This window comes from Sphingorhabdus sp. (genome assembly GCF_044239665.1).
Taxonomy (GTDB): Bacteria; Pseudomonadota; Alphaproteobacteria; order Sphingomonadales; family Sphingomonadaceae; genus Sphingorhabdus_B.
The window spans coordinates 1-18,481 of sequence record NZ_JBIIBA010000022.1 but is presented as its reverse complement, the minus strand read 5'-3'; the positions used below and the strand labels follow the sequence as shown (position 1 = coordinate 18,481).

General features: G+C 54.8%; 19 protein-coding genes. 8 read left to right on the top strand and 11 right to left on the bottom strand.

Features of this window, described 5'->3' with window-relative positions; translation table 11 throughout:
* Positions 1–111 precede the first annotated feature (111 nt).
* The 4 genes from ACILP3_RS07765 to ACILP3_RS07750 are packed head-to-tail and all read left to right on the top strand — an operon-like array spanning position 112 to position 3,690.
* Positions 112–1,341 (top strand): hypothetical protein, encoded by a 1,230-nt coding sequence (locus ACILP3_RS07765; protein ID WP_395616087.1) that lies wholly within the window; start codon positions 112–114, stop codon positions 1,339–1,341.
* Between the two features lie 50 nt (positions 1,342–1,391).
* Positions 1,392–2,348: a hypothetical protein gene (locus tag ACILP3_RS07760; protein ID WP_395616086.1), complete on the top strand. Its 957-nt coding sequence runs from the start codon at positions 1,392–1,394 to the stop codon at positions 2,346–2,348.
* Positions 2,345–3,328 (top strand): hypothetical protein, encoded by a 984-nt coding sequence (locus tag ACILP3_RS07755; protein ID WP_395616085.1) that lies wholly within the window; start codon positions 2,345–2,347, stop codon positions 3,326–3,328. Before ACILP3_RS07760 ends, ACILP3_RS07755 begins: the two co-directional genes overlap by 4 nt.
* Positions 3,325–3,690, top strand: a complete 366-nt coding sequence (locus ACILP3_RS07750; protein WP_395616084.1) for a sensor histidine kinase — start codon at positions 3,325–3,327, stop codon at positions 3,688–3,690. The genes ACILP3_RS07755 and ACILP3_RS07750 overlap by 4 nt, the downstream gene beginning before the upstream one ends.
* A gap of 1 nt (position 3,691) precedes the next feature.
* Here ACILP3_RS07750 and ACILP3_RS07745 read toward each other — a convergent pair whose 3' ends face one another.
* On the bottom strand, positions 3,692–4,978 hold the full coding sequence (locus ACILP3_RS07745) for a citrate synthase (RefSeq protein WP_395616083.1): 1,287 nt from the start codon (positions 4,976–4,978) through the stop codon (positions 3,692–3,694).
* A 252-nt stretch (positions 4,979–5,230) separates the two neighbouring features.
* On the opposite strand from ACILP3_RS07745, the gene ACILP3_RS07740 reads away from it, so the two are divergent.
* Positions 5,231–7,381 (top strand): ComEC/Rec2 family competence protein, encoded by a 2,151-nt coding sequence (locus ACILP3_RS07740; protein WP_395616082.1) that lies wholly within the window; start codon positions 5,231–5,233, stop codon positions 7,379–7,381.
* On the opposite strand, the gene lexA is transcribed toward ACILP3_RS07740, so the two are convergent.
* The 10 genes from lexA to ACILP3_RS07690 form a co-directional block, all read right to left on the bottom strand.
* On the bottom strand, positions 7,375–8,058 hold the full coding sequence (gene lexA / locus ACILP3_RS07735; protein WP_395616081.1) for a transcriptional repressor LexA: 684 nt from the start codon (positions 8,056–8,058) through the stop codon (positions 7,375–7,377). The genes ACILP3_RS07740 and lexA overlap by 7 nt on opposite strands.
* 91 nt (positions 8,059–8,149) lie before the next feature.
* Positions 8,150–9,331, bottom strand: coding sequence for a gephyrin-like molybdotransferase Glp (gene glp / locus ACILP3_RS07730; protein WP_395616080.1), 1,182 nt, complete (start codon positions 9,329–9,331; stop codon positions 8,150–8,152).
* Positions 9,328–9,795: a cyclic pyranopterin monophosphate synthase MoaC gene (gene moaC, locus ACILP3_RS07725; protein WP_395616079.1), complete on the bottom strand. Its 468-nt coding sequence runs from the start codon at positions 9,793–9,795 to the stop codon at positions 9,328–9,330. Before moaC ends, glp begins: the two co-directional genes overlap by 4 nt.
* Complete coding sequence (gene trpC / locus ACILP3_RS07720) at positions 9,788–10,570, bottom strand: indole-3-glycerol phosphate synthase TrpC (RefSeq protein ID WP_395616078.1); 783 nt, start codon at positions 10,568–10,570, stop codon at positions 9,788–9,790. The genes moaC and trpC overlap by 8 nt, the downstream gene beginning before the upstream one ends.
* Positions 10,570–11,565 carry an anthranilate phosphoribosyltransferase gene (gene trpD, locus ACILP3_RS07715; protein ID WP_395616077.1) on the bottom strand — a complete coding sequence of 332 codons (996 nt, stop codon included), beginning with the start codon at positions 11,563–11,565 and terminating at the stop codon, positions 10,570–10,572. The genes trpC and trpD overlap by 1 nt, the downstream gene beginning before the upstream one ends.
* Complete coding sequence (locus tag ACILP3_RS07710; protein ID WP_395616076.1) at positions 11,562–11,744, bottom strand: hypothetical protein; 183 nt, start codon at positions 11,742–11,744, stop codon at positions 11,562–11,564. The genes trpD and ACILP3_RS07710 overlap by 4 nt, the downstream gene beginning before the upstream one ends.
* Before the next feature lie 62 nt (positions 11,745–11,806).
* Positions 11,807–12,406: an anthranilate synthase component II gene (locus tag ACILP3_RS07705; protein WP_395616075.1), complete on the bottom strand. Its 600-nt coding sequence runs from the start codon at positions 12,404–12,406 to the stop codon at positions 11,807–11,809.
* Positions 12,407–12,447: 41 nt separating this feature from the next.
* The gene (locus tag ACILP3_RS07700; protein ID WP_395616074.1) at positions 12,448–13,512 is read right to left on the bottom strand and encodes an alpha/beta fold hydrolase; all 1,065 of its coding nucleotides are present in this window, start codon (positions 13,510–13,512) and stop codon (positions 12,448–12,450) included.
* Positions 13,513–13,547: 35 nt separating this feature from the next.
* Positions 13,548–15,023, bottom strand: coding sequence for an anthranilate synthase component I (gene trpE / locus ACILP3_RS07695; protein ID WP_395616073.1), 1,476 nt, complete (start codon positions 15,021–15,023; stop codon positions 13,548–13,550).
* Complete coding sequence (locus ACILP3_RS07690) at positions 15,010–16,950, bottom strand: peptidylprolyl isomerase (protein ID WP_395616072.1); 1,941 nt, start codon at positions 16,948–16,950, stop codon at positions 15,010–15,012. Before ACILP3_RS07690 ends, trpE begins: the two co-directional genes overlap by 14 nt.
* Positions 16,951–17,103: 153 nt before the next feature.
* On the opposite strand from ACILP3_RS07690, the gene tpiA reads away from it, so the two are divergent.
* The 3 genes from tpiA to ACILP3_RS07675 all read left to right on the top strand — a co-directional run.
* On the top strand, positions 17,104–17,850 hold the full coding sequence (gene tpiA / locus ACILP3_RS07685; protein WP_395616071.1) for a triose-phosphate isomerase: 747 nt from the start codon (positions 17,104–17,106) through the stop codon (positions 17,848–17,850).
* Positions 17,851–17,929: 79 nt separating this feature from the next.
* Positions 17,930–18,280 carry a preprotein translocase subunit SecG gene (gene secG / locus ACILP3_RS07680; RefSeq protein ID WP_395616070.1) on the top strand — a complete coding sequence of 117 codons (351 nt, stop codon included), beginning with the start codon at positions 17,930–17,932 and terminating at the stop codon, positions 18,278–18,280.
* A gap of 99 nt (positions 18,281–18,379) precedes the next feature.
* Positions 18,380–18,481: hypothetical protein (locus tag ACILP3_RS07675; protein ID WP_395616105.1), on the top strand; the 102-nt coding region annotated here is incomplete at its 3' end.

Here is an 18,481-nt window from a genome sequence, read left to right as displayed (position 1 = left end):
TGCTCCCCTTATGGCAAATATATTATCGCAATTGAGCGCATTATCGCGCGTAAATAGGTGGGTAACATATATTTCTGTTGGCAAAATCGCCGTAACATTCATATCGGGAGGATGCCTTCCGTTCGAAATCCGATTTTTCCGACAATCGCTTTGCTCTCCGTCGCGGGCGATAATGGCAGCGAACAGCATATGGCGACCGGTAATGTGCGTTCGGACTTGGCTGGCCAATCCTTGATTGAATATCAGATAATGACGCTCGCGCGCGCTGGTATCCAAAGGTTCCTGATTGAAGTCGAAAATATCGACGGCGCGTTAACCGCGCTGGCCGACCGTTGTCGCCTCCGCAAACTGACGGTCGATTTTGTCCGTACTGGCTCGGATATTCTGCGTTACATCGACGCTGATGATCGCATTTGGGTGCAATCAGGACAGTTGTATGTGCAACTGGGTTTGATTGAAACGCTTTTAAAATCCAACGAGAATTTCATCGCAACCATCGATGGTCGTGACGAAAATCGCGCGTTTGAACGTGTGGATATCAATACAAGATGGGCTGGTGTATCGATTGTTGGATATGACGCCATTGCCATGCTGCGTGACCTGCCAGAGGACTGGAGCATCATATCGTCCCTGCTGCGGCAGGCGTTGCTGGCTAAGGTTCCGTTCCGTCCATTGTCACAACAGCATGTTGAAAATGGCACGCTAACCGTTCTGACGGGCGCGCAGGATTTTTCGGAACTGAATCGCCAGATACTCCGGCGACGTGTGGCAAGCAGGGCAGGGTATATTGAGGCATATGTGTTCGGGCCAATCCTTGCCCGTCTCGTGCCGCTTATCTGGCAGAGCCCGACGGCCGTAACCGCGACTAAATTCGCAAGCCCTGTGATAGCGTTGGCGGCCGTTGCCTTGGGGCTTGGAAACCAAGCAATGGCGGCAAGTGTCGCGGCATTTCTATCTATTGCTGCGAACGCACTACGTTTGGCGGCAACAGATGATGCAGATGGCAGTGATCACATACAAAACCTGTCGGTTGTCACTTGGACGCTGATTATATTGGCCATGTTCGGTAGCGTTTATGTCGCGACACCCGATCAGAACAATGGCTTATTCGCTGCGTTTGCAGTGGCTTCAATCGCATATCTTTCCCACAAAATGGTCATTCCAAGCTGGGCGAAACAGTTGCTGCATTCCCCTGCTACTTTGGCATTTTTAGCTATCATTGGCGCTGCCACCGTTGGAATAATTTCGGTATTACAATGGATTATGGTGTTCCAACTTAGCGTCCTGATAATCGCTAACAAGAAGCGCGACGCCGAAGGAAAAAAATCAAACGAAGTTTAAAACCGCGTTAACCCAATATCCCTATAGCTGTGGTTGTTAACCATATGGGATTGGCGTTGAATCTACCGCTTGGCCACCACGAAGATTTGCTTACAATCGCGACCGCACATGCGCGCGACGTTGACGCCCTGTGCCTTGATGTGGCGGCCATTGTTTTTCCATCTGCGACGCTTTCTCCCTCAGAAGCGACGATTAGCGCTGTTTCGGTCAAGCTGCTGCAACTTGTGCGTGATATTGAAGTAAAGCTTGCTGGCAAGGCTCGCGAGCCGAAGACATGGCCGTTGTTGGTTCGGTCTGGCTTTTTACGCGAAACGGCTTTGGTGGAGTTTGCCATGGCGCGGGTGGCGGAGGATAAGATAAATGATCGTCTTGGCGAAGGCCAACCGGTATTTGTCACGAAGTTGTTGGACCATCCCGACAGCCAAGTTGCAGATGCCGCACAAATACTACTCGCCGCCGATAGTCTGCACTTGCGGGCCGAGGGGCGGACTTTTCTAAACCTGACCCCTGAACTTATGTACAAAAGCTGCTGGCGTGTCGTCGCCGCGCTTGAGGTGTCGCAAGGTGCGCGTTCTGAAGATGTTATACGGTCCGCCCACGCCCTTATCGCCTTATATGACGAGGCCAGCACGGCACCGGCCGCAGCTCGCAAAATCGTTCATTTCCTTAAAGATGAACTGCGCGGTGACCTTTTAAACCCGGCGACATGCGGCGTGCATCTTTTTGTCGCTCAATTGAGTGCGGAACTGAATTTGGAACATGACCATATATTGCGGATCATAGATTTTGAATCTGCGGTGGCATTCATGATCCTGCTCGCAGCTATGGGCATAACGAAAGCTGCTGCTTTGCCGATATTGCTGGATGTCCGTTGTCAAATGCTTGCCCCGCGTGAGGCCGCGATATTTGAAGCAAATTATGACAGAATCAGCAGGCAAGACGCGCTGAATACGGTCGCATCCTGGTCGGCATCGCGGCTTTCGCTTTTAACATTTGGTCTGAAATGACCATTACGGCGATCTCGTCAGTTCCCGTTACGGGTGAATTGTCGCGTGCCGGCCATTTGCTGCGCGCGGACGATAGGCTGGCCAATTTGCATGCGCGTGCCGGCGGAACGCGCGGCGGCATCATTGCCTGTCCCGCTTTATTCGGGCTGGTCCAGATTGTTTCCCGCCTTCAAATGCGTTTGGCCCGCGCACTGATCGTGTCAGATGGCACCGACAATTTTGAGCTGTGGGTAGAAGCGGAACCAGCAGGCGAGAATGTGCGTATCGCCATTTTAAGTTGGCGGAGCAAAACGGCACGAAACCCTGATCCATCAGTGAAGCTGCACTGGGCAAGCGTCATGGATGAGACCATGACGCTTCACTTTGATCAAGCTTTGCGTTTGGTCCGTGCAACTGGCCCAGTGGGCGATGTCATCCATCGACAAGATTTCGGTTGCGGCGCGCGATATGTCGTCACGCGGCTCTTTGGGGATGCAGGAGACAGATATCTTCGTGACCTTGAAAAATTCACTGTAATTGACCGGTCAAGCGTCAGTTTACATGCAAATAACGATATGTTGTTATGGGGCGAACCGGACATCAGCGTGTCTGGCGCCTATAGGGGCTATACATTATATATTTCTAAGGCCCCCGCAGGCGCTTCCATCGGATATAAAAGATCGCAACTCGTCGATCCCGCTTTTGTCTTTGGGAAAAATCTTACGCCCATTCTACATCGGCCGTTAAGCCGCATCATCGCGAATGCCGACACAATCGGAAATGAACTTCTTGGACCCGTTCGGTATAATTACGCCACATATGCGCGCGATATATCCAATGCTGCACGCCACCTCACGGCTCTGGTCGAAGATCTGGGTGATTTAGAAGCTGTGGAAAGGCCCGGATTTACCACTGCGCCCGATAGAATTGAACTTGGCGATATGGCGCGGCGCGTGGCTGGGCTGCTAGCTCTTAAAGCCGCTGACATAGTATCAATGTGAAAGTCCCGGACGACATAACGCAGGTGCATGCCACCGCAGAATTTAGACGTGTCCTGCAAGCCCTGCTAAATTTGGTTACAAACGCTATCCGTTATGCGCCAGACGGAACCGAGGTAAGCTTGGACATCCGCGCTGAACCCGATTGGTCTATTATAACCGTCTCCGACCAAGGCAGCGGCGTATGTGCGGCAGACCGGGAGCGTATATTCATCAAATTTGAACGATTGGGTAGGACAGGCGATGGCGGAAATGGCCTTGGCCTATATATCTCGCGCCGTTTGGCTCAGGCGATGGGGGGCGATCTCACCGTCGGAGATGCGGAAGGCGGAGGCGCAATGTTTACGCTCCGCCTTCCGCGATAATTTAACGCGCGTCTAAGCTTGGGTAAGGACGCTGATTTGGTCCGGTATACAACTGACGCGGGCGACCAATTTTCTGAGCAGGATCCGAAATCATTTCGTTCCACTGGGCAACCCAACCCACGGTCCGCGATAGCGCAAACAACACGGTGAACATTTCCGTTGGGAAACCAATGGCCGACAGGATGATGCCGGAATAGAAATCGACATTCGGGAACAGCTTCTTCTCAATGAAATATGGGTCGTTCAAAGCCATTTCTTCGAGTTGCATCGCAACGTCGAAAATAGGATCGCTGATGTTCAGTTCCGTCAGAACCTCACGAACTGTCTTTTGCATAACCGAGGCACGCGGGTCATAATTTTTATAAACGCGATGGCCAAAGCCCATCAAGCGGAACGGATCATTTTTGTCCTTCGCCCGCTCAATATAATGCGGAATGCGATCAGGGGTGCCGATTTCGCGCAACATGTTCAACGCGGCTTCGTTCGCACCGCCGTGCGCAGGGCCCCAAAGGCAAGCAATACCAGCGGCGATGCACGCAAACGGATTTGCGCCAGATGATCCGGCCAAGCGGACAGTCGAGGTGGACGCGTTTTGTTCATGGTCGGCATGTAAGATGAATATCCGGTCCAGTGCGCGTTCAATGACGGGGTTCACGACATATTTTTCAGCTGGAACGCCGAACGTCATGCGCAGAAAATTGCCAGTGTAGGACAAGTTGTTGTCGGGATAGACAAAAGGCTGCCCAACCGAATATTTGTAGGCCATGGCTGCAATTGTGGGCATCTTCGCGATCAAGCGATGGCTTGAAATCATCCGATGTGTCGGGTCGCTAATGTCGGTGGAGTCATGGTAAAATGCGGAAAGCGCGCCGACCACTCCGCACATGATCGCCATAGGGTGCGCATCGCGGCGGAAACCACGGTAAAAAGTTGCCAATTGCTCGTGCAGCATGGTGTGGCGCGAAATAGTTTGGCTGAATTTGTCCAATTGCGCTTTGTTGGGCAGTTCGCCGTTCAACAGCAGATAGGACACTTCCATGAAACTTGACTGCTCGGACAGCTCTTCGATGGAGTATCCGCGGTGCAGAAGAACGCCTTTGTCCCCATCGATAAAGGTGAGCGCAGACTCACAGCTTGCGGTCGAGGTGAAGCCTGGGTCAAAGGTGAAATGGTCCGACGCTCCGTAAAGCTTGCGGATGTCGATCACGTCAGGGCCTTCTGTACCCTGCATGATAGGCAAGTCATAGCTGGTGTCGCCAACGGTGAGCGTTGCGTTTTTATCGGCCATTTTTAAACTCCATATCTACTAAGCTATTTACCGGACTGCCCTTTACTAAGGCATGTTTTTTTAATGATACGGGACGCGGGAGACGCCCGTGACGACAATATAGGGCCGTTTAAATGCCAATCTATCGTGGGGAGAAAATGGCTATGTCGCTGTTTAGCCCCATGATAGGAAATTCCGTGGGCGTCAAGGCAAACAATAGCTTCTGCATGATGGATGAATTGCGCTTTTGTTCTTCGATGCTAAATATCTGTGGTGGAACAGAAATTTGGCAATTTGGTCGCCGAAGGAAACGTCGGATGCGGCGCTCCAAGAACGCTGTTTGCGGTTCTGGAAAACTGGCTCGACCGCGAACGCGACCAATTACCCTTATGGTTGCCCGTTGGTATCGGATTCGGCGTCGCATTCTGGCAGTTTTTTGGCAGTTCTGCTTGGGCAGGATTGGCAATGTCATGTGCTTCCTTTTTGTTTTTCGGCAATTTGGCCCCACCCTATAGCCGGTTGCGGCAGTTGGCCCGAATGGCGGCTATGGCGGTAATGCTCGGGTTTCTCCTGATTGCCTTTCGTTCAACGACCGTTGCCCAACCCGTTTTAGGAAAAATATGGGTTGGGGAGTTTTATGGGCGGATTGAAGCGGTTGAAAATATCTCCGCGCGCAATGTCTTTCGGCTACGGCTCGCAACTGGCGGCAAGTCCGACTTGCCGCCTTTTGTACGTGTGAATCTGACGCCGGAACAATATCAGGACGATTTCCAACCCAGCGCGATCATTCGCCTGCGCGCGCGTCTATTGCCGCCTGCTGGGCCAGCTTTGCCCGGTGGATATGACTTTGCCCGGCGCGCGTGGTTTCAACAGATTGGCGCAACGGGGACGGTTTTAGGAAAGGTGCAGCTGTATCAAAAAGCAGAAAATGGGGATTGGTTCGCGACGCAGCGGGCAGCGCTGACGCAGCATATAATGGCATCTATGCCGCAAGGGAGCGGCGCCATAGGCGCGGCACTGGTCACTGGCGATCAGGGACATATTGATGCGGCCGATGCACAAGCCATGCGGGACAGTGGTTTGGCGCACTTATTATCGATTAGCGGCCTGCATGTGACGGCGGTGGTCGGCTTCATTTTCATCTTGGTTAGCCGCCTTTTGTCATTGTCACCATGGCTGGCACTGCGGATCCCCATACCCGTGGTTGCAGCAGCAACGGCAGCTTTAGTCGCGCTGGGATACACTTTGTTGACGGGGGCTGAAGTGCCGACGGTGCGGTCTTTCATTGCCGCACTTCTCGTTTTGATTGCACTGGCGCTGGGGCGGGATGCGCTTACCCTTCGATTGGTGGCCTTTGGGGCGTTCATTGTATTGATATTTTGGCCCGAGGCCATGTCTGGTCCAAGTTTTCAACTCAGCTTTGCGGCCGTTGCGACTATCGTCATCATGCATGATCTGCCAATTGTTAAACGCTTGACCGAACGGCGCGACGAGAATCTGTCGCGAAAAGCCGCGCGGGCGGTTGGATCGCTCATGCTGACCGGCGTCGCCATCGAGCTTGTGCTTACCCCCATTGCCCTGTTTCATTTTCACAAGGCAGGGCTTTATGGTGCCTTGGCCAATGTGGTGGCGATCCCGATGACGACGTTCATGATCATGCCGTTGGAGGCATTAGCGCTGATTTTTGATGTGATGGGTCTGGGGCAGCCATTTTGGTGGCTGGCAGGGCAGGGCATTGCCGCGATATTAATACTCGCGCATTGCGTCAGTAGCCTGCCCGGCGCGGTCACGATGATGCCTGCTATGCCCGTATGGGCCTTTGCAGCTTTCGTTGTTGGCGCGTTGATATTTGGTTTGTTGACGACTGCTGTCCGTTATTGCGGTGTTCTTTTGTGTGCGATTGGCATCATCGCCATGGTCACGGCCCCTCGTCCTGATATCTTGGTGACGGGGGACGGCAAACATTTGGCCATAGTCAGCGCAGATGGAGAGGTGGCGTTGCTGCGCGGTAGGGCAGGTGATTTTGTCCGCGGGATGATTTCTGAAAAAGCGGGAAGCTTTGCAAAAGCTACACCGATTGAGGATTGGCCCGGCGTCCAATGCACGTTGGACAATTGCGTGATTATTGTGATGGGAGCGGAGCGCGCATGGACATTACTCGCCACCAGAACAAAGAACCCGATACCGTCCATGGAAATGGCAGCAGCCTGCAAACGCGCCGACATTGTCATAAGCGACCGATGGTTACCATTATCCTGCCGCCCAAAATGGATAAAGGCCGACCGCCGATTGTTGGAACAAAGCGGCGGCCTGGCCTTTTATCTGGATGATCAACGCGTGGTTACCGCCAATGAGGGCAGTCGCCATATGCCTTGGGTAAAGGCTGCTCATGCCGCGCGCGCGGCAGAAGTGTCAGATCAATGATATCGGCGTAGTAGTCCGGCCAGCTTACCCTGAACCTCAACCTCATGCGGCGCATAATATTGCGGTTCATAACTGCCATTGGCGGGGTCAAGCCGGATTTGCTGACCTTCACGGCGCAAATATTTCAATGTTGCTTCCTCACCACGCACCAACGCGACCACAATTTCGCCATCGCGCGCCGTGTTGGCCTTACGGATAAGGGCGTAATCGCCATCCAATATCCCCGCCTCAATCATTGAGTCACCGGATACCTCAAGCGCATAATGTTCACCGGCGCCTAATAATGCCATCGGCACGGATAATGAATTCTGACCTTCAAGTGCCTCAATCGGCACACCCGCCGCAATCTTGCCGTGGAGCGGAATTTCCATGACATCATTGGCGGCAACAGGGATTTGAATTTGCGGTTTGCTTTCCTTCACAGGCGCAAAACGGGCCACATTGTTACCGCCCGCATTGCCGCCCTCGGGCATTTTCATAACTTCAAGCGCCCGTGCACGGTTGACCAATCGCCGAATGAAGCCGCGTTCCTCCAACGCACCGATCAAACGGTGCACCCCGGATTTACTCTTCAGATCAAGCGCCTCTTTCATTTCCTCAAACGAAGGGGAAATACCAGTTTCGTCCAATCGTTGGTTAATGAACAAAAGCAGTTCGTGCTGTTTCGCCGTGAGCATATTCAGGGTCCCATCCTGTTGAACATGAATGGAACGATTAGAGAACAAAAGCGGTTAAGTCAAGCGCAATCGCGGCTATGGTCTCCAGATTTTACGACAGAGGCATATATTGAACGACACTGCCTTTTGCTCGCGGCGGGACATTTGGCTGTTGCACCAGTAGCGCATTGGCTTGGGACAAAGTGCGCGTCAGGCCGCTGTCTTGCGATAGGAACGGGGTAATATGTCCGCCCTCGACCGTTGCGCGCATATATTCGGCGCGCTCTCCTCCCGCTGGCAGGTCGGTAAAGGTCGCCGCCTCAAAATATGCGGGCAGGGGCGCATTGCATCCCGCCATGTGCCGGATAAGCGGTAAGAGGAACAGAAAGGCGGTGACGAAGGCAGAGGACGGATTGCCGGGTAGGCCAAGGACCACTGTATTTCCAACTTTGCCGGCCATCAAAGGTTTTCCCGGACGCATCGCGACTTTCCAGAAATCCATCTGCGCACCGATGTTCATCAACGCGGTCTGCACCAGATCATGGTCGCCGACCGACGCCCCGCCGGTGGTGACGATGATATCCACTTGTTCGCAAAGCGCGGACAGGCTGGTCTCAAGCGCCGTCAAATCATCGAGCAAGATGCCAGCGTCACGGACATCACAGGGCAGGCCCGCGAGCATGGCTTGCAACATCGGGCTGTTGGAGCATGGGATTTGCGCAGGGCCAATGGCGGACCCAGCGGGAACCAATTCGTCGCCCGTGGCGGCAATCGCAATGCGTGGGACGCCGCCCACCATGAGCCTGCCATGCCCCGCCATCGCGGCCACGGCTATTGCCCCTGCGTCCAAATAAGTGCCCTTGGGCAGCACGGCGTCACCCGCATGGAAATCACCGCCAAGGCGGCGGATATTGGCTCCGAATACCGGCGGGTGATCAAGGGTCGCGTTTAACATATCGCCATCGCGCGCGGCATTTTCTTGTATCAGGACGCTATCGGCATTTTGGGGCACATAAGCCCCGGTAAAAATGCGGACCGCTTCGCCACGTTGCAAGTCGCCGGCAAAAGGATGCCCCGCGGCGCTTTCGCCGATCACGCGCCATGGACCGGGAAAGTCTTGTACGGCAATCGCATAGCCATCCATCGCCGACAGGTCCGCTGCAGGTTGCGTGCGCATGGCCATCAACGGCGCGTGCAGATAATGCCGCACGGCCTGCATCAGGTCTCGTTCAACAGGGGGTAAAGGCGTGACGAGCGCCAGCAATCTGGCCTGCGCTTCATCAACCGAAATCATGCGCGATAGTCGCCGGATTTGCCGCCTGTTTTGGAGAGTAAGCGGACGTCAGAAATGATCATCGATTTGTCGAGCGCCTTGGCCATGTCATATAGGGTCAGCAAGGTTACGCTGACCGCGGTCAAGGCCTCCATCTCCACGCCCGTCGGCCCGTTCAGGCGGACGCGGGCTTCAACGCGAATGGCGGCGGCCTCATATGCAAATTCAACGCTGATTTTGGACAACATCAACGGGTGGCACAAAGGGATGAGGTCGCTTGTCTTCTTCGCCGCCAATATGCCCGCGATGCGCGCCGTGCCCAACACATCGCCTTTTTTCATATTGCCCGCGCGAATGGCCGTAAGCGCTTCGGCGGACATGGAAATCCGCCCCTCGGCCACCGCCTCACGCGCAGTGTCCGCTTTGGCCGACACATCGACCATATGCGCGCCGCCATCGGCGTCCAAATGGGTAAGATCAGCCATATCCGGTCAAAAGCCTTTGCGTTGCGGTCTTGATATCATCCTGCCGCATCAGGCTTTCGCCGACAAGGAAGGTGTGAATGCCGGCCTCTGCCATGCGCAGGCAATCGGCATGCGTGGAAATGCCGCTTTCGCAGACGAGCAAGATATCATCCGGCACCAATTTTGCCAGACGCTCCGTTGTGGTCAGATCCACCTCAAAGGTTTTTAAATTGCGGTTGTTCACGCCGACCAGCTTAGATTTCAGATGTTTGAGCGCGCGTTCCAGCTCGGCCTCGTCATGGACCTCAACCAGCACATCCATATTTTCTTGGCCTGCGGCATCCTCAATTTCGGCCATCACGACATCATCTAGCGCCGCCACGATGATCAAAATCGCATCGCCGCCCATTGCGCGCGCTTCTGCACATTGCCACGGGTCAATCATGAAATCCTTGCGGATTACCGGCAGGTCACATGCGCCGCGCGCCGCGACCAGATAATCCTCATGCCCCTGAAAATAAGGCGCGTCGGTCAATACGGATAAGCAGGCAGCGCCGCCCGCCTGATAGGCCGCAGCATGCGCCGCTGGATCGAAATCCGCACGGATCAGGCCTTTGGACGGGCTGGCTTTCTTAATCTCCGCAATGAGCGCGATTCCGGTCTGGCTTTTGGTCCGCAATGCCGCTTCAAAGCCGCGCTGGGCGGAGGGCATTGGCCAATGCGTCAAGCCCAGAGGCTTACGCGCCGACACTTCAACGCGCTTGGTCGCGCAGATTTCTGCAAGCTTGTCCGCCATCAATAAGCCACCCAACAATTTAGCAATGTGTTGGCAAGGCCCTTGTCGATAGCTTCGGCTGCTTCTTCCACACCCTCGGGCATAGTATCTACGACACCAGCGACCATCAAAGCCGCCGCCGCGTTGAACAAGACGGCGTCGCGATAGGCACCATGTTCGCCCTGAAGCAATTTGCGCAGTTCCAGTGCGTTATGCGCTGCATCGCCGCCGCGAATGGCTTCGACAGGATAAGCGGATAGGCCCGCATCTGCCGCCGTTATGCGCTGGTAGCGAACACCGTCAGGTTCGACGATCGCAACTTCATTACCGCCCGCCAAGCTCAATTCATCCAAGCCTTCGTCGCCTGAAATGACGCGCGAATGTTCGGTGCCCAAATGATGCAGCGCCTCGGCATAAATGGGCACATAAGCTGGGCGGGCGATACCAATAAGCTGCCGCGTCACGCGCGCTGGGTTCGCCAATGGGCCCATCAGGTTGAAAATTGTGCGTTGGCCAATGCGTTGGCGGATGGGCATAATACGCTTCATCGCAGGATGGTGATTGGCCGCGAACAGGAAACAGATGCCCAAATCTTTCAACGTTTCTTCTGCGTTCTGTCCGGCGCGTTCCATGTTGAGGCCCAACGCCTCCAACGTGTCTGCCGCGCCTGACTTGGATGATGCCGCCCGGTTGCCATGCTTGGCGACAGGGACCTCGCACGCGGCCACGACCAAAGATACGGCGGTGGAAACATTTAGCGTATGATGCCCGTCACCACCTGTGCCGCAGACGTCTATCGCACCTGCTGGCGCGTCTATGGGGATCAATCGGTCGCGCATCGCCTGCGCCGCAGCCGCGATTTCCACCATCGTCTCGCCGCGCGCGGTCAGCGCAAAGAGAAATGCCTCAATCTCATCCTCTGATGCGCGTGCGTCCAATATGTCGGCAAAGGCCTGCGCCGCCTCATCATGGTCGAACGCATGTCGCGGGTCGGGTAGTTTGCCAAAGGGGTTCATTGCAACAACGCCCCAGCTCCGTCATCCTGAACGTGTTTCAGGACACCCACCCCAATATCGTCATTCAGAACACCCGCACCAATATCGTCATTCAGGACACCCATCCCAATATCGTCATCCTGAACTTGTTTCAGGATAACAGGCGACGGCGGCGCATTATGCTGAAACAAGTTCAGCATGACGCGATTAGGGTGTTCACTGCACGGAAACAGTTCCCGCATGACTACGTCGGCGTGAGCACTCATCCGCGTTCGCTTTCTGCTTTATCAATGACATCCATCCCCGCAATACGCATGAAATTAGCCAGCATGGCGTGCCCATGCTCCGTCGCGATGCTTTCGGGGTGAAACTGCACGCTGTGAATGGGCAATGTGGCGTGGCGGAAACCCATGACATGGCCGTCGTCACTGGTTGCGTTTACAACCAAGCTTGAAGGGACATTTTCGACGATCAAGGAATGATAACGCGTCGCCAGAAACGGGGAGGGCAATCCTTCGAACAGGCCACTATTGTCATGCGTAACAGGCGAGGTTTTGCCATGCATTAATCCACCGCGCGCAACGGTACCGCCAAAATGCTGACCAATCGTCTGGTGACCAAGGCATACGCCAAGCAGTGGCTTTCCGGCTTCGGCACATGCGGCAACGAGATCTAGGCTCACGCCCGCTTCGTTCGGCGTTTTTGGGCCTGGGGAAATCAGGAACGCTTGCGCCCCCGATGATAGCGCCTGACCAGCCGAAATGTCGTCATTGCGCACAACGTCGACCTTTGCGCCAAGCTCCATCAGATAATGGACCAGGTTCCACGTAAAGCTGTCATAATTATCGATGACTAAAATCATGCGGCGTCCCTAGCGGCTTTGCCGCGTGGGTGGAAGAGGCACTATTGCCCTAAAAAGGCTGCGAGTTCGTCCTTCCAGAATTTCGCCCAAGTGTGCGTGCCATGTCCTTTAGTTTCGGGCGAGGCCGGAATGAGGATGAATTTTGTATTGGGCAGCCGTTTCATCGCCATTTCGGTGATGCCATAATTGGCTGGATTGATGAAATCATCGGCGGAGTTAATCCAAAGCGTTGGGGCCGTGATTGCCTCCAAACTTGGCCATGGATTATAGTTTCGCGATGAATCCAATTGATAAATAATGTCATTCGCGTCATTTCGCGTCACCACGCGATCAAAAGCTTCATCGGTAAAGGCTTCGGCTGCTTGGCGGGTGGGGTATTGCGCCTGAAGTGCAAGCGGGTTCGCGCCAGCAACAAGGTTAAGTGTTGCTGCGGTTCGAAGTCCGGACATGGGCGGCGCGGTGTAATTGCCACCGTTCCATGTCGGGTCCGCCTTGATGGCATCGATAGAAAGCTTGCGCCACATGCGGTTCTGGCCTGCAATTTCAACTGGCAAGCACGCAAAAGGTGCGAGTTTCTCGACAGCTTCGGGATGAATCGATCCCCACATGAAAGCATGCATGCAGCCCATGGATGTGCCGAGGATAAGCTTCAATTTCTTGATACCGAGCGTCTTTGTCACCAACGCATGCTGCATCGCGATCATGTCGCTATAGTCATATTTCGGAAATGCCATGCGCAGGCCATCGCTTGGCTTGGATGATTTTCCGTGACCGATATTGTCGGGTAGAATGATGAAATATTTCGACGTATCCAGCACTTGCCCGGGGCCGAACAACGCGCCTGCAAATTGTGGTTGGAAGAATTGATGTCCTGTTCCGCCAGTACCATGCAGGATCATCACTGCATTCGAAATATCGCCGCGTGCGTCGCGCCTTGGTGTGCCCAATGTGGTGTAGTGAAGCTTCACTTCGGGCAAGCTTTCACCGGTCGAGAACACATAATTGCTAAAGACAGCATCGGCCTCAAGTGGCGCCACAGGCTGCGCCAAGGCAGAAGAAGATATGGCCGATAAAACAGCCAGTGAAGCAAGGAATAATCTACGCATCGAGGCAAGCTAGCGGCGTTTACGTGAACGTCAAGCTATTGCCCAAATTTCGCTTCGCTGGCGACACGAATGGCCTCGCGCGCGGCGGCGATCAGGGCGCCAGCCTTGGCCTCACATTCGCGTTGTTCATATTCGGGGTTGCTGTCGGCAACGATGCCAGCACCCGCCTGCACATGCATGATGCCGTCTTTCACCACCGCCGTGCGCAAGACGATGCAGCTGTCCATGTCGCCATTGGGTGAGAAATAGCCGACCCCACCTGCATATGCGCCGCGGGTTTCCGGCTCTAGCTCCGCTATAATTTCGCACGCGCGGACCTTGGGTGCGCCAGACACTGTGCCTGCCGGAAAGCCAGCGAACAACGCGTCGATCGCGTCCTTATCATCGGCAAGTTTGCCCACCACGTTGGACACAATATGCATCACATGGCTGTAAAATTCGACCATATAGCTTTCGGTAACGGTCACGCTGCCGCCCTTTGTCACGCGGCCAACATCATTGCGCCCAAGGTCAAGCAGCATGAGATGCTCTGCGCGCTCCTTAGGATCGGCCAGCAAGGATGCCTTATTTTCCGCATCCTCAAGGCTGGTTTTCCCGCGTGGCCGTGTGCCCGCAATTGGCCGGATCGTGACTTCTCCACCGCGCGCACGCACCAATATTTCCGGGCTTGACCCGATAAGTGCAAAGCCTGGAAGGTCGATGAAATACAGAAAGGGCGAAGGGTTTATCCGCCGTAACGCGCGGTAGAGATGGACGGGCGGCAGATTAAAGGGCGCGGTGAAACGCTGCGCCAGCACCACCTGAAAAATGTCGCCAGCCTCTATATAATCCTTGGCTGATGCTACCATTTCGGCATAGCGCCCTGCGGGCAGGACCGGTTGTAGCTTAATCTCTTGGTCATCGCATTGTGCCGCGGGTTCCGCTTGGGCGAGATGCCCCGCGTCGAGCAGCCGTTCCGCCTCATCCAAACGCTCATAGGCGCGTGCAACGGCCTGCGTGTCCTTTATGCCTGTCCAGACCGGCGACACCAGGAACATTTCGTCTTTCAAGCGGTCAAACAAAAGAATGACCGTTGGCCGCACAAACAGCATGTCCGGCAATTCCAATGCCGATTGCGGCGCGCGCGGAAGCTTTTCAACAAGCCCAATGGTCTCATAGCCGAAATAGCCGACAAGACAGGCAAGGGCAGGTGGCAGTTCTTCGGGGACATCCATACGACATTGCGCTGCCAAGGCGCGCAAGGCATCGAGCGACGGGAGCGAGGAGGGCACAAACGCCTCCCGATCAGTCATCCATTGGTCGTTGATTTCGGCTTTGTTCCCAGCGGCGCGGAACACAAGGTCAGGTGCAATGCCAATAAGGCTATGGCGACCGCGCGTTTCGCCGCCCTCAACCGACTCCAAAATGAAATCGCCGCGTTCTGCCTCAAACAATTTTAGCGCAGCCGACACCGGCGTTTCGGTGTCAGCAATGCGCTTTCGCCAGATAAGCTGCGGCTTAGTTTCCGTCACGGCTTGTCAGGCGGGTACGGAGTTCCTCGATACCGCCGTCATTCTTTTCAACGCCGACGTCTTTAGCGGCAGATACGATCATCTGCGTGGCATATTCTTGTTGTAATATGCCAGTGAGTTCTTGTTTGCGGGCCATAAGCATGGGGACATTACCGCGCGCGTCGCCCTTTATAATGTCGTTCAGATACACAACATACCAGCCGCGATCCCCACCTGCCGCAAGGGTCTTTGCAGTGCCCTTTTTCATGGCGAACATCATTGACAAGGGTGGGGGAACAGGTTGACCCTCGCGTGAGATATCGGCGCGGGTGCCGCTGATCCGCTCAACTTGGGCGCCCTTGATACCTGCGGCGGCAAGTGCGGCTTGAAGCGGCTGCCCTCCGTCAACGGCCTTGCGTATGGCATCGGCAGCAGCGCGTGCAGCCTTTGCACCTTGCGACAAAGCCCATTGCTGCTGCACGATGCTGCGTACGTCATTCAAGGGCGGCGGTGCGGCTTCTTCAAAATCGGCAACGGCAATCATCGCGAATTTCTCACCCGGCACCAACTCAATCAATTGTGCCTCACCGCTGGTTTCCATCTGGAATGCCGCGGGCAACATGACCTGCATTTCCGGAATGGACTTATAGGCAGGATTGCTGATGTCCTGTCCGGTCGCCAGCAATTTAGGTGAGGTATTCACGGTTAAACCATTTTGCTTCGCCACATCGGCAATCGTTGCGCCATCTGCGAACGCGTCTTCGACCTCTGCGGTCATTTCGGTCAGCATTTCTTCGCTGCGCGTTTTGAGCAATTCCTTCTCAATGTCGGCGCGCGCCGCTGCCAGCGACTTTGCCGCTATAGTGTTGATGGCATCGACACGGATCACAGTCCAACCCAGCTTACCACGCGCAGGGGATGCAATGCGGCCCATTGCTGTGGCGAATACTGCGTTGGCTACAGCTGCCGTTGTCGAGCTTGTCAGGCTGTCTTTGGTAACATTAGCCGTCGTCGTTACTGACAGTCCCAAGTCATTGGCAACCGCCGATAGCGATTTACCGGCAGCAACTTGCGCCACGACGGATTTTGCCGCTGCTTCCGTTGGGACGATGACTTGGCTGATGTTGCGCGTTTGTGATGCTGCAAACTGCGCGGCATTTGCTTTGTAATAAGCGGCAATGTCCGCTTCGCTTGGCTTTGCGCGTTGCGCAATGATGTCGCGTCCAAATATCGCATAGCTAACGGCCCGCTTTTCGGGAATGGTGAACTTTGCGGAATTGGCACTGTAAAACTGCGCCAGCACAGCCTCGCTTGGCGCGCGTGTTGGCAAAAATGCCGTGGCAGGGATGGACGCAATCTGTCCCGAACGTTGCTCCAGCATCAACGACGCATAAGGTAAAGCCATGCCGTCCGGCGCGGCGGGGCCGCTAGCGGCTGCTGGCAAAATTTGCTGTGCGAACAAATTTTGGGTGAAATCGTCGCGGATTGCTTTTTCACTGACGCCGATTTGTTGTGCAAAGGCACGGAATGCGTCCGCGCTGAACTTTCCATCCAGCCCCATAGCACCGGGAATTTTGCGTATTTCGGAGTCGACCAGGCGTTTGCTGACCGCAACGCCATATTCTTCACCAAAAACCGTGATGGCATAGCGATTGATCAACTGCGTAAGCGTGGCATCAAGACCGCCGCCATCGACAAATTGGGTCATATCAAGCGTTGGATTATTTTGACGCTCTGCTCTCAATTGGCTTTCCAGCGAGTCATTCATCTCACTTAAGGTGATGTTTTTATCGCCTACGCGGGCGACGTTGCCGCCGCTTAATGCGCCGAAATTGCCCGAGCCGCTGACATCGCCAAGTGCAAAGGCAACGGCGATTAATCCAATGAAACCGAGCGCAAAAATCGCACCGAATTTTGAATTAATGAGCGAACGAATGGAGCTAATCATGAACTGCGATTTCCTGCATATGCGGCGCTAAGTGCCTTCTGCGTGACGCTTTAGGCGGCAAGCCGCTGGCAATCAAGGGATAGACTTGCCCAAATGGCGGAAAGCATGGATAGCCAATAAAGATTCGTAGCCGAGGAAATTTTGAGGTGTCAGATGCGTAAGTTTATCGTCGGAAATTGGAAAATGAACGGCATGTCCAGTGATCTGGACGAAATAATAGCCATATCGGCAGTGGCGCAGCTGCATCCATCTGTGGATTCGGCTTTGTGCATTCCGGCCACGCTTATCGAACGGGCAGTCACCGCCGTTGGCGCGTTTCCGATCGGCGGCCAAGATTGCCATATGCAAAAAGCAGGGGCGCATACAGGCTGCGTTTCTGGCGAGATGTTATCGGATGCAGGCGCCGTGCTGACCATCATTGGCCATAGCGAACGGCGCGCAGCGCAGCAGGAACAGGACAGTGATATCCGCGCCAAAGCCGAGGCGGCGAAGGCGGCTGGCCTGAAAGCCATCATATGCGTCGGCGAAACGCTTGATGAACGCGAGGCGGGCAAAGCTTTGGACATTGTTCTGGGCCAAGTGGCGCTTTCCTTACCGGAGGCTGCAGCAGGCGATTGGTTGAGCCTTGCCTACGAACCTGTATGGGCCATTGGAACGGGACGTGTTGCCGAACCCGCCGATGTTGCGGACATGCATGCCGCCATTCGCGCTGCCTTGGTGACGCGTTTTGGTGCGGAAGGCGAAAAGATCCGTATTTTATACGGTGGTTCCATGAACGGTGACAATGCCGCGGTGCTTTTGGCGGTACCCAATGTCGACGGTGGATTGATTGGCGGGGCGAGCCTAAGCGCAGTCAAATTCCAACCGATATTGGCCGCAGCTCAAGCCAGCGGCGAATAGCATTGAAGAATATGGATGCGCTCGCTATGTGGGCGCCATAAACTTTGGCACATCGCCTTTTATATTCGGAATTTTTCTCATGGGTCTTTTTCATTTTCTCATCGTCGTTCAAGCAATTATCGCAGCATCGCTCGTTGGCGTCATTTTGATGCAGCGTTCTGAAGGCGGCGGCTTGGGCATGGGGGGAAGCCCGTCGGGCCTTATGTCAGCCCGCGGCGCAGCAGATTTTTTGACCCGCACAACCACGATATTGGCGACCTTGTTCATCCTGCTGTCGATATCACTGGCGTTTGTTGCTGCGAAAAAGGGCAATAGCGGTGAAATCGACAATAGCTTGCAACGGACCGAAGTGCCTGCAGCGCCGACTGCGCCCGTGACGACTGCCCCTGCGCCTGCGGCGCCTGCAACCGAAGTGCCACTCGACAAATAATCATTTCGGTCGGAAATACCGTTTTACACAGGTTAATTTTCATCTGCCGGATTCGCGCGCTTGTGTTTTGGTGCAAAGATAGCTTAGGCCTTTTCTCCCATGACACGGTTCATTTTTATCACCGGTGGCGTGGTCTCCTCGCTTGGCAAAGGTCTTATGGCGGCATCGCTTGCTGCCCTTTTGCAAGCGCGCGGCTATCGC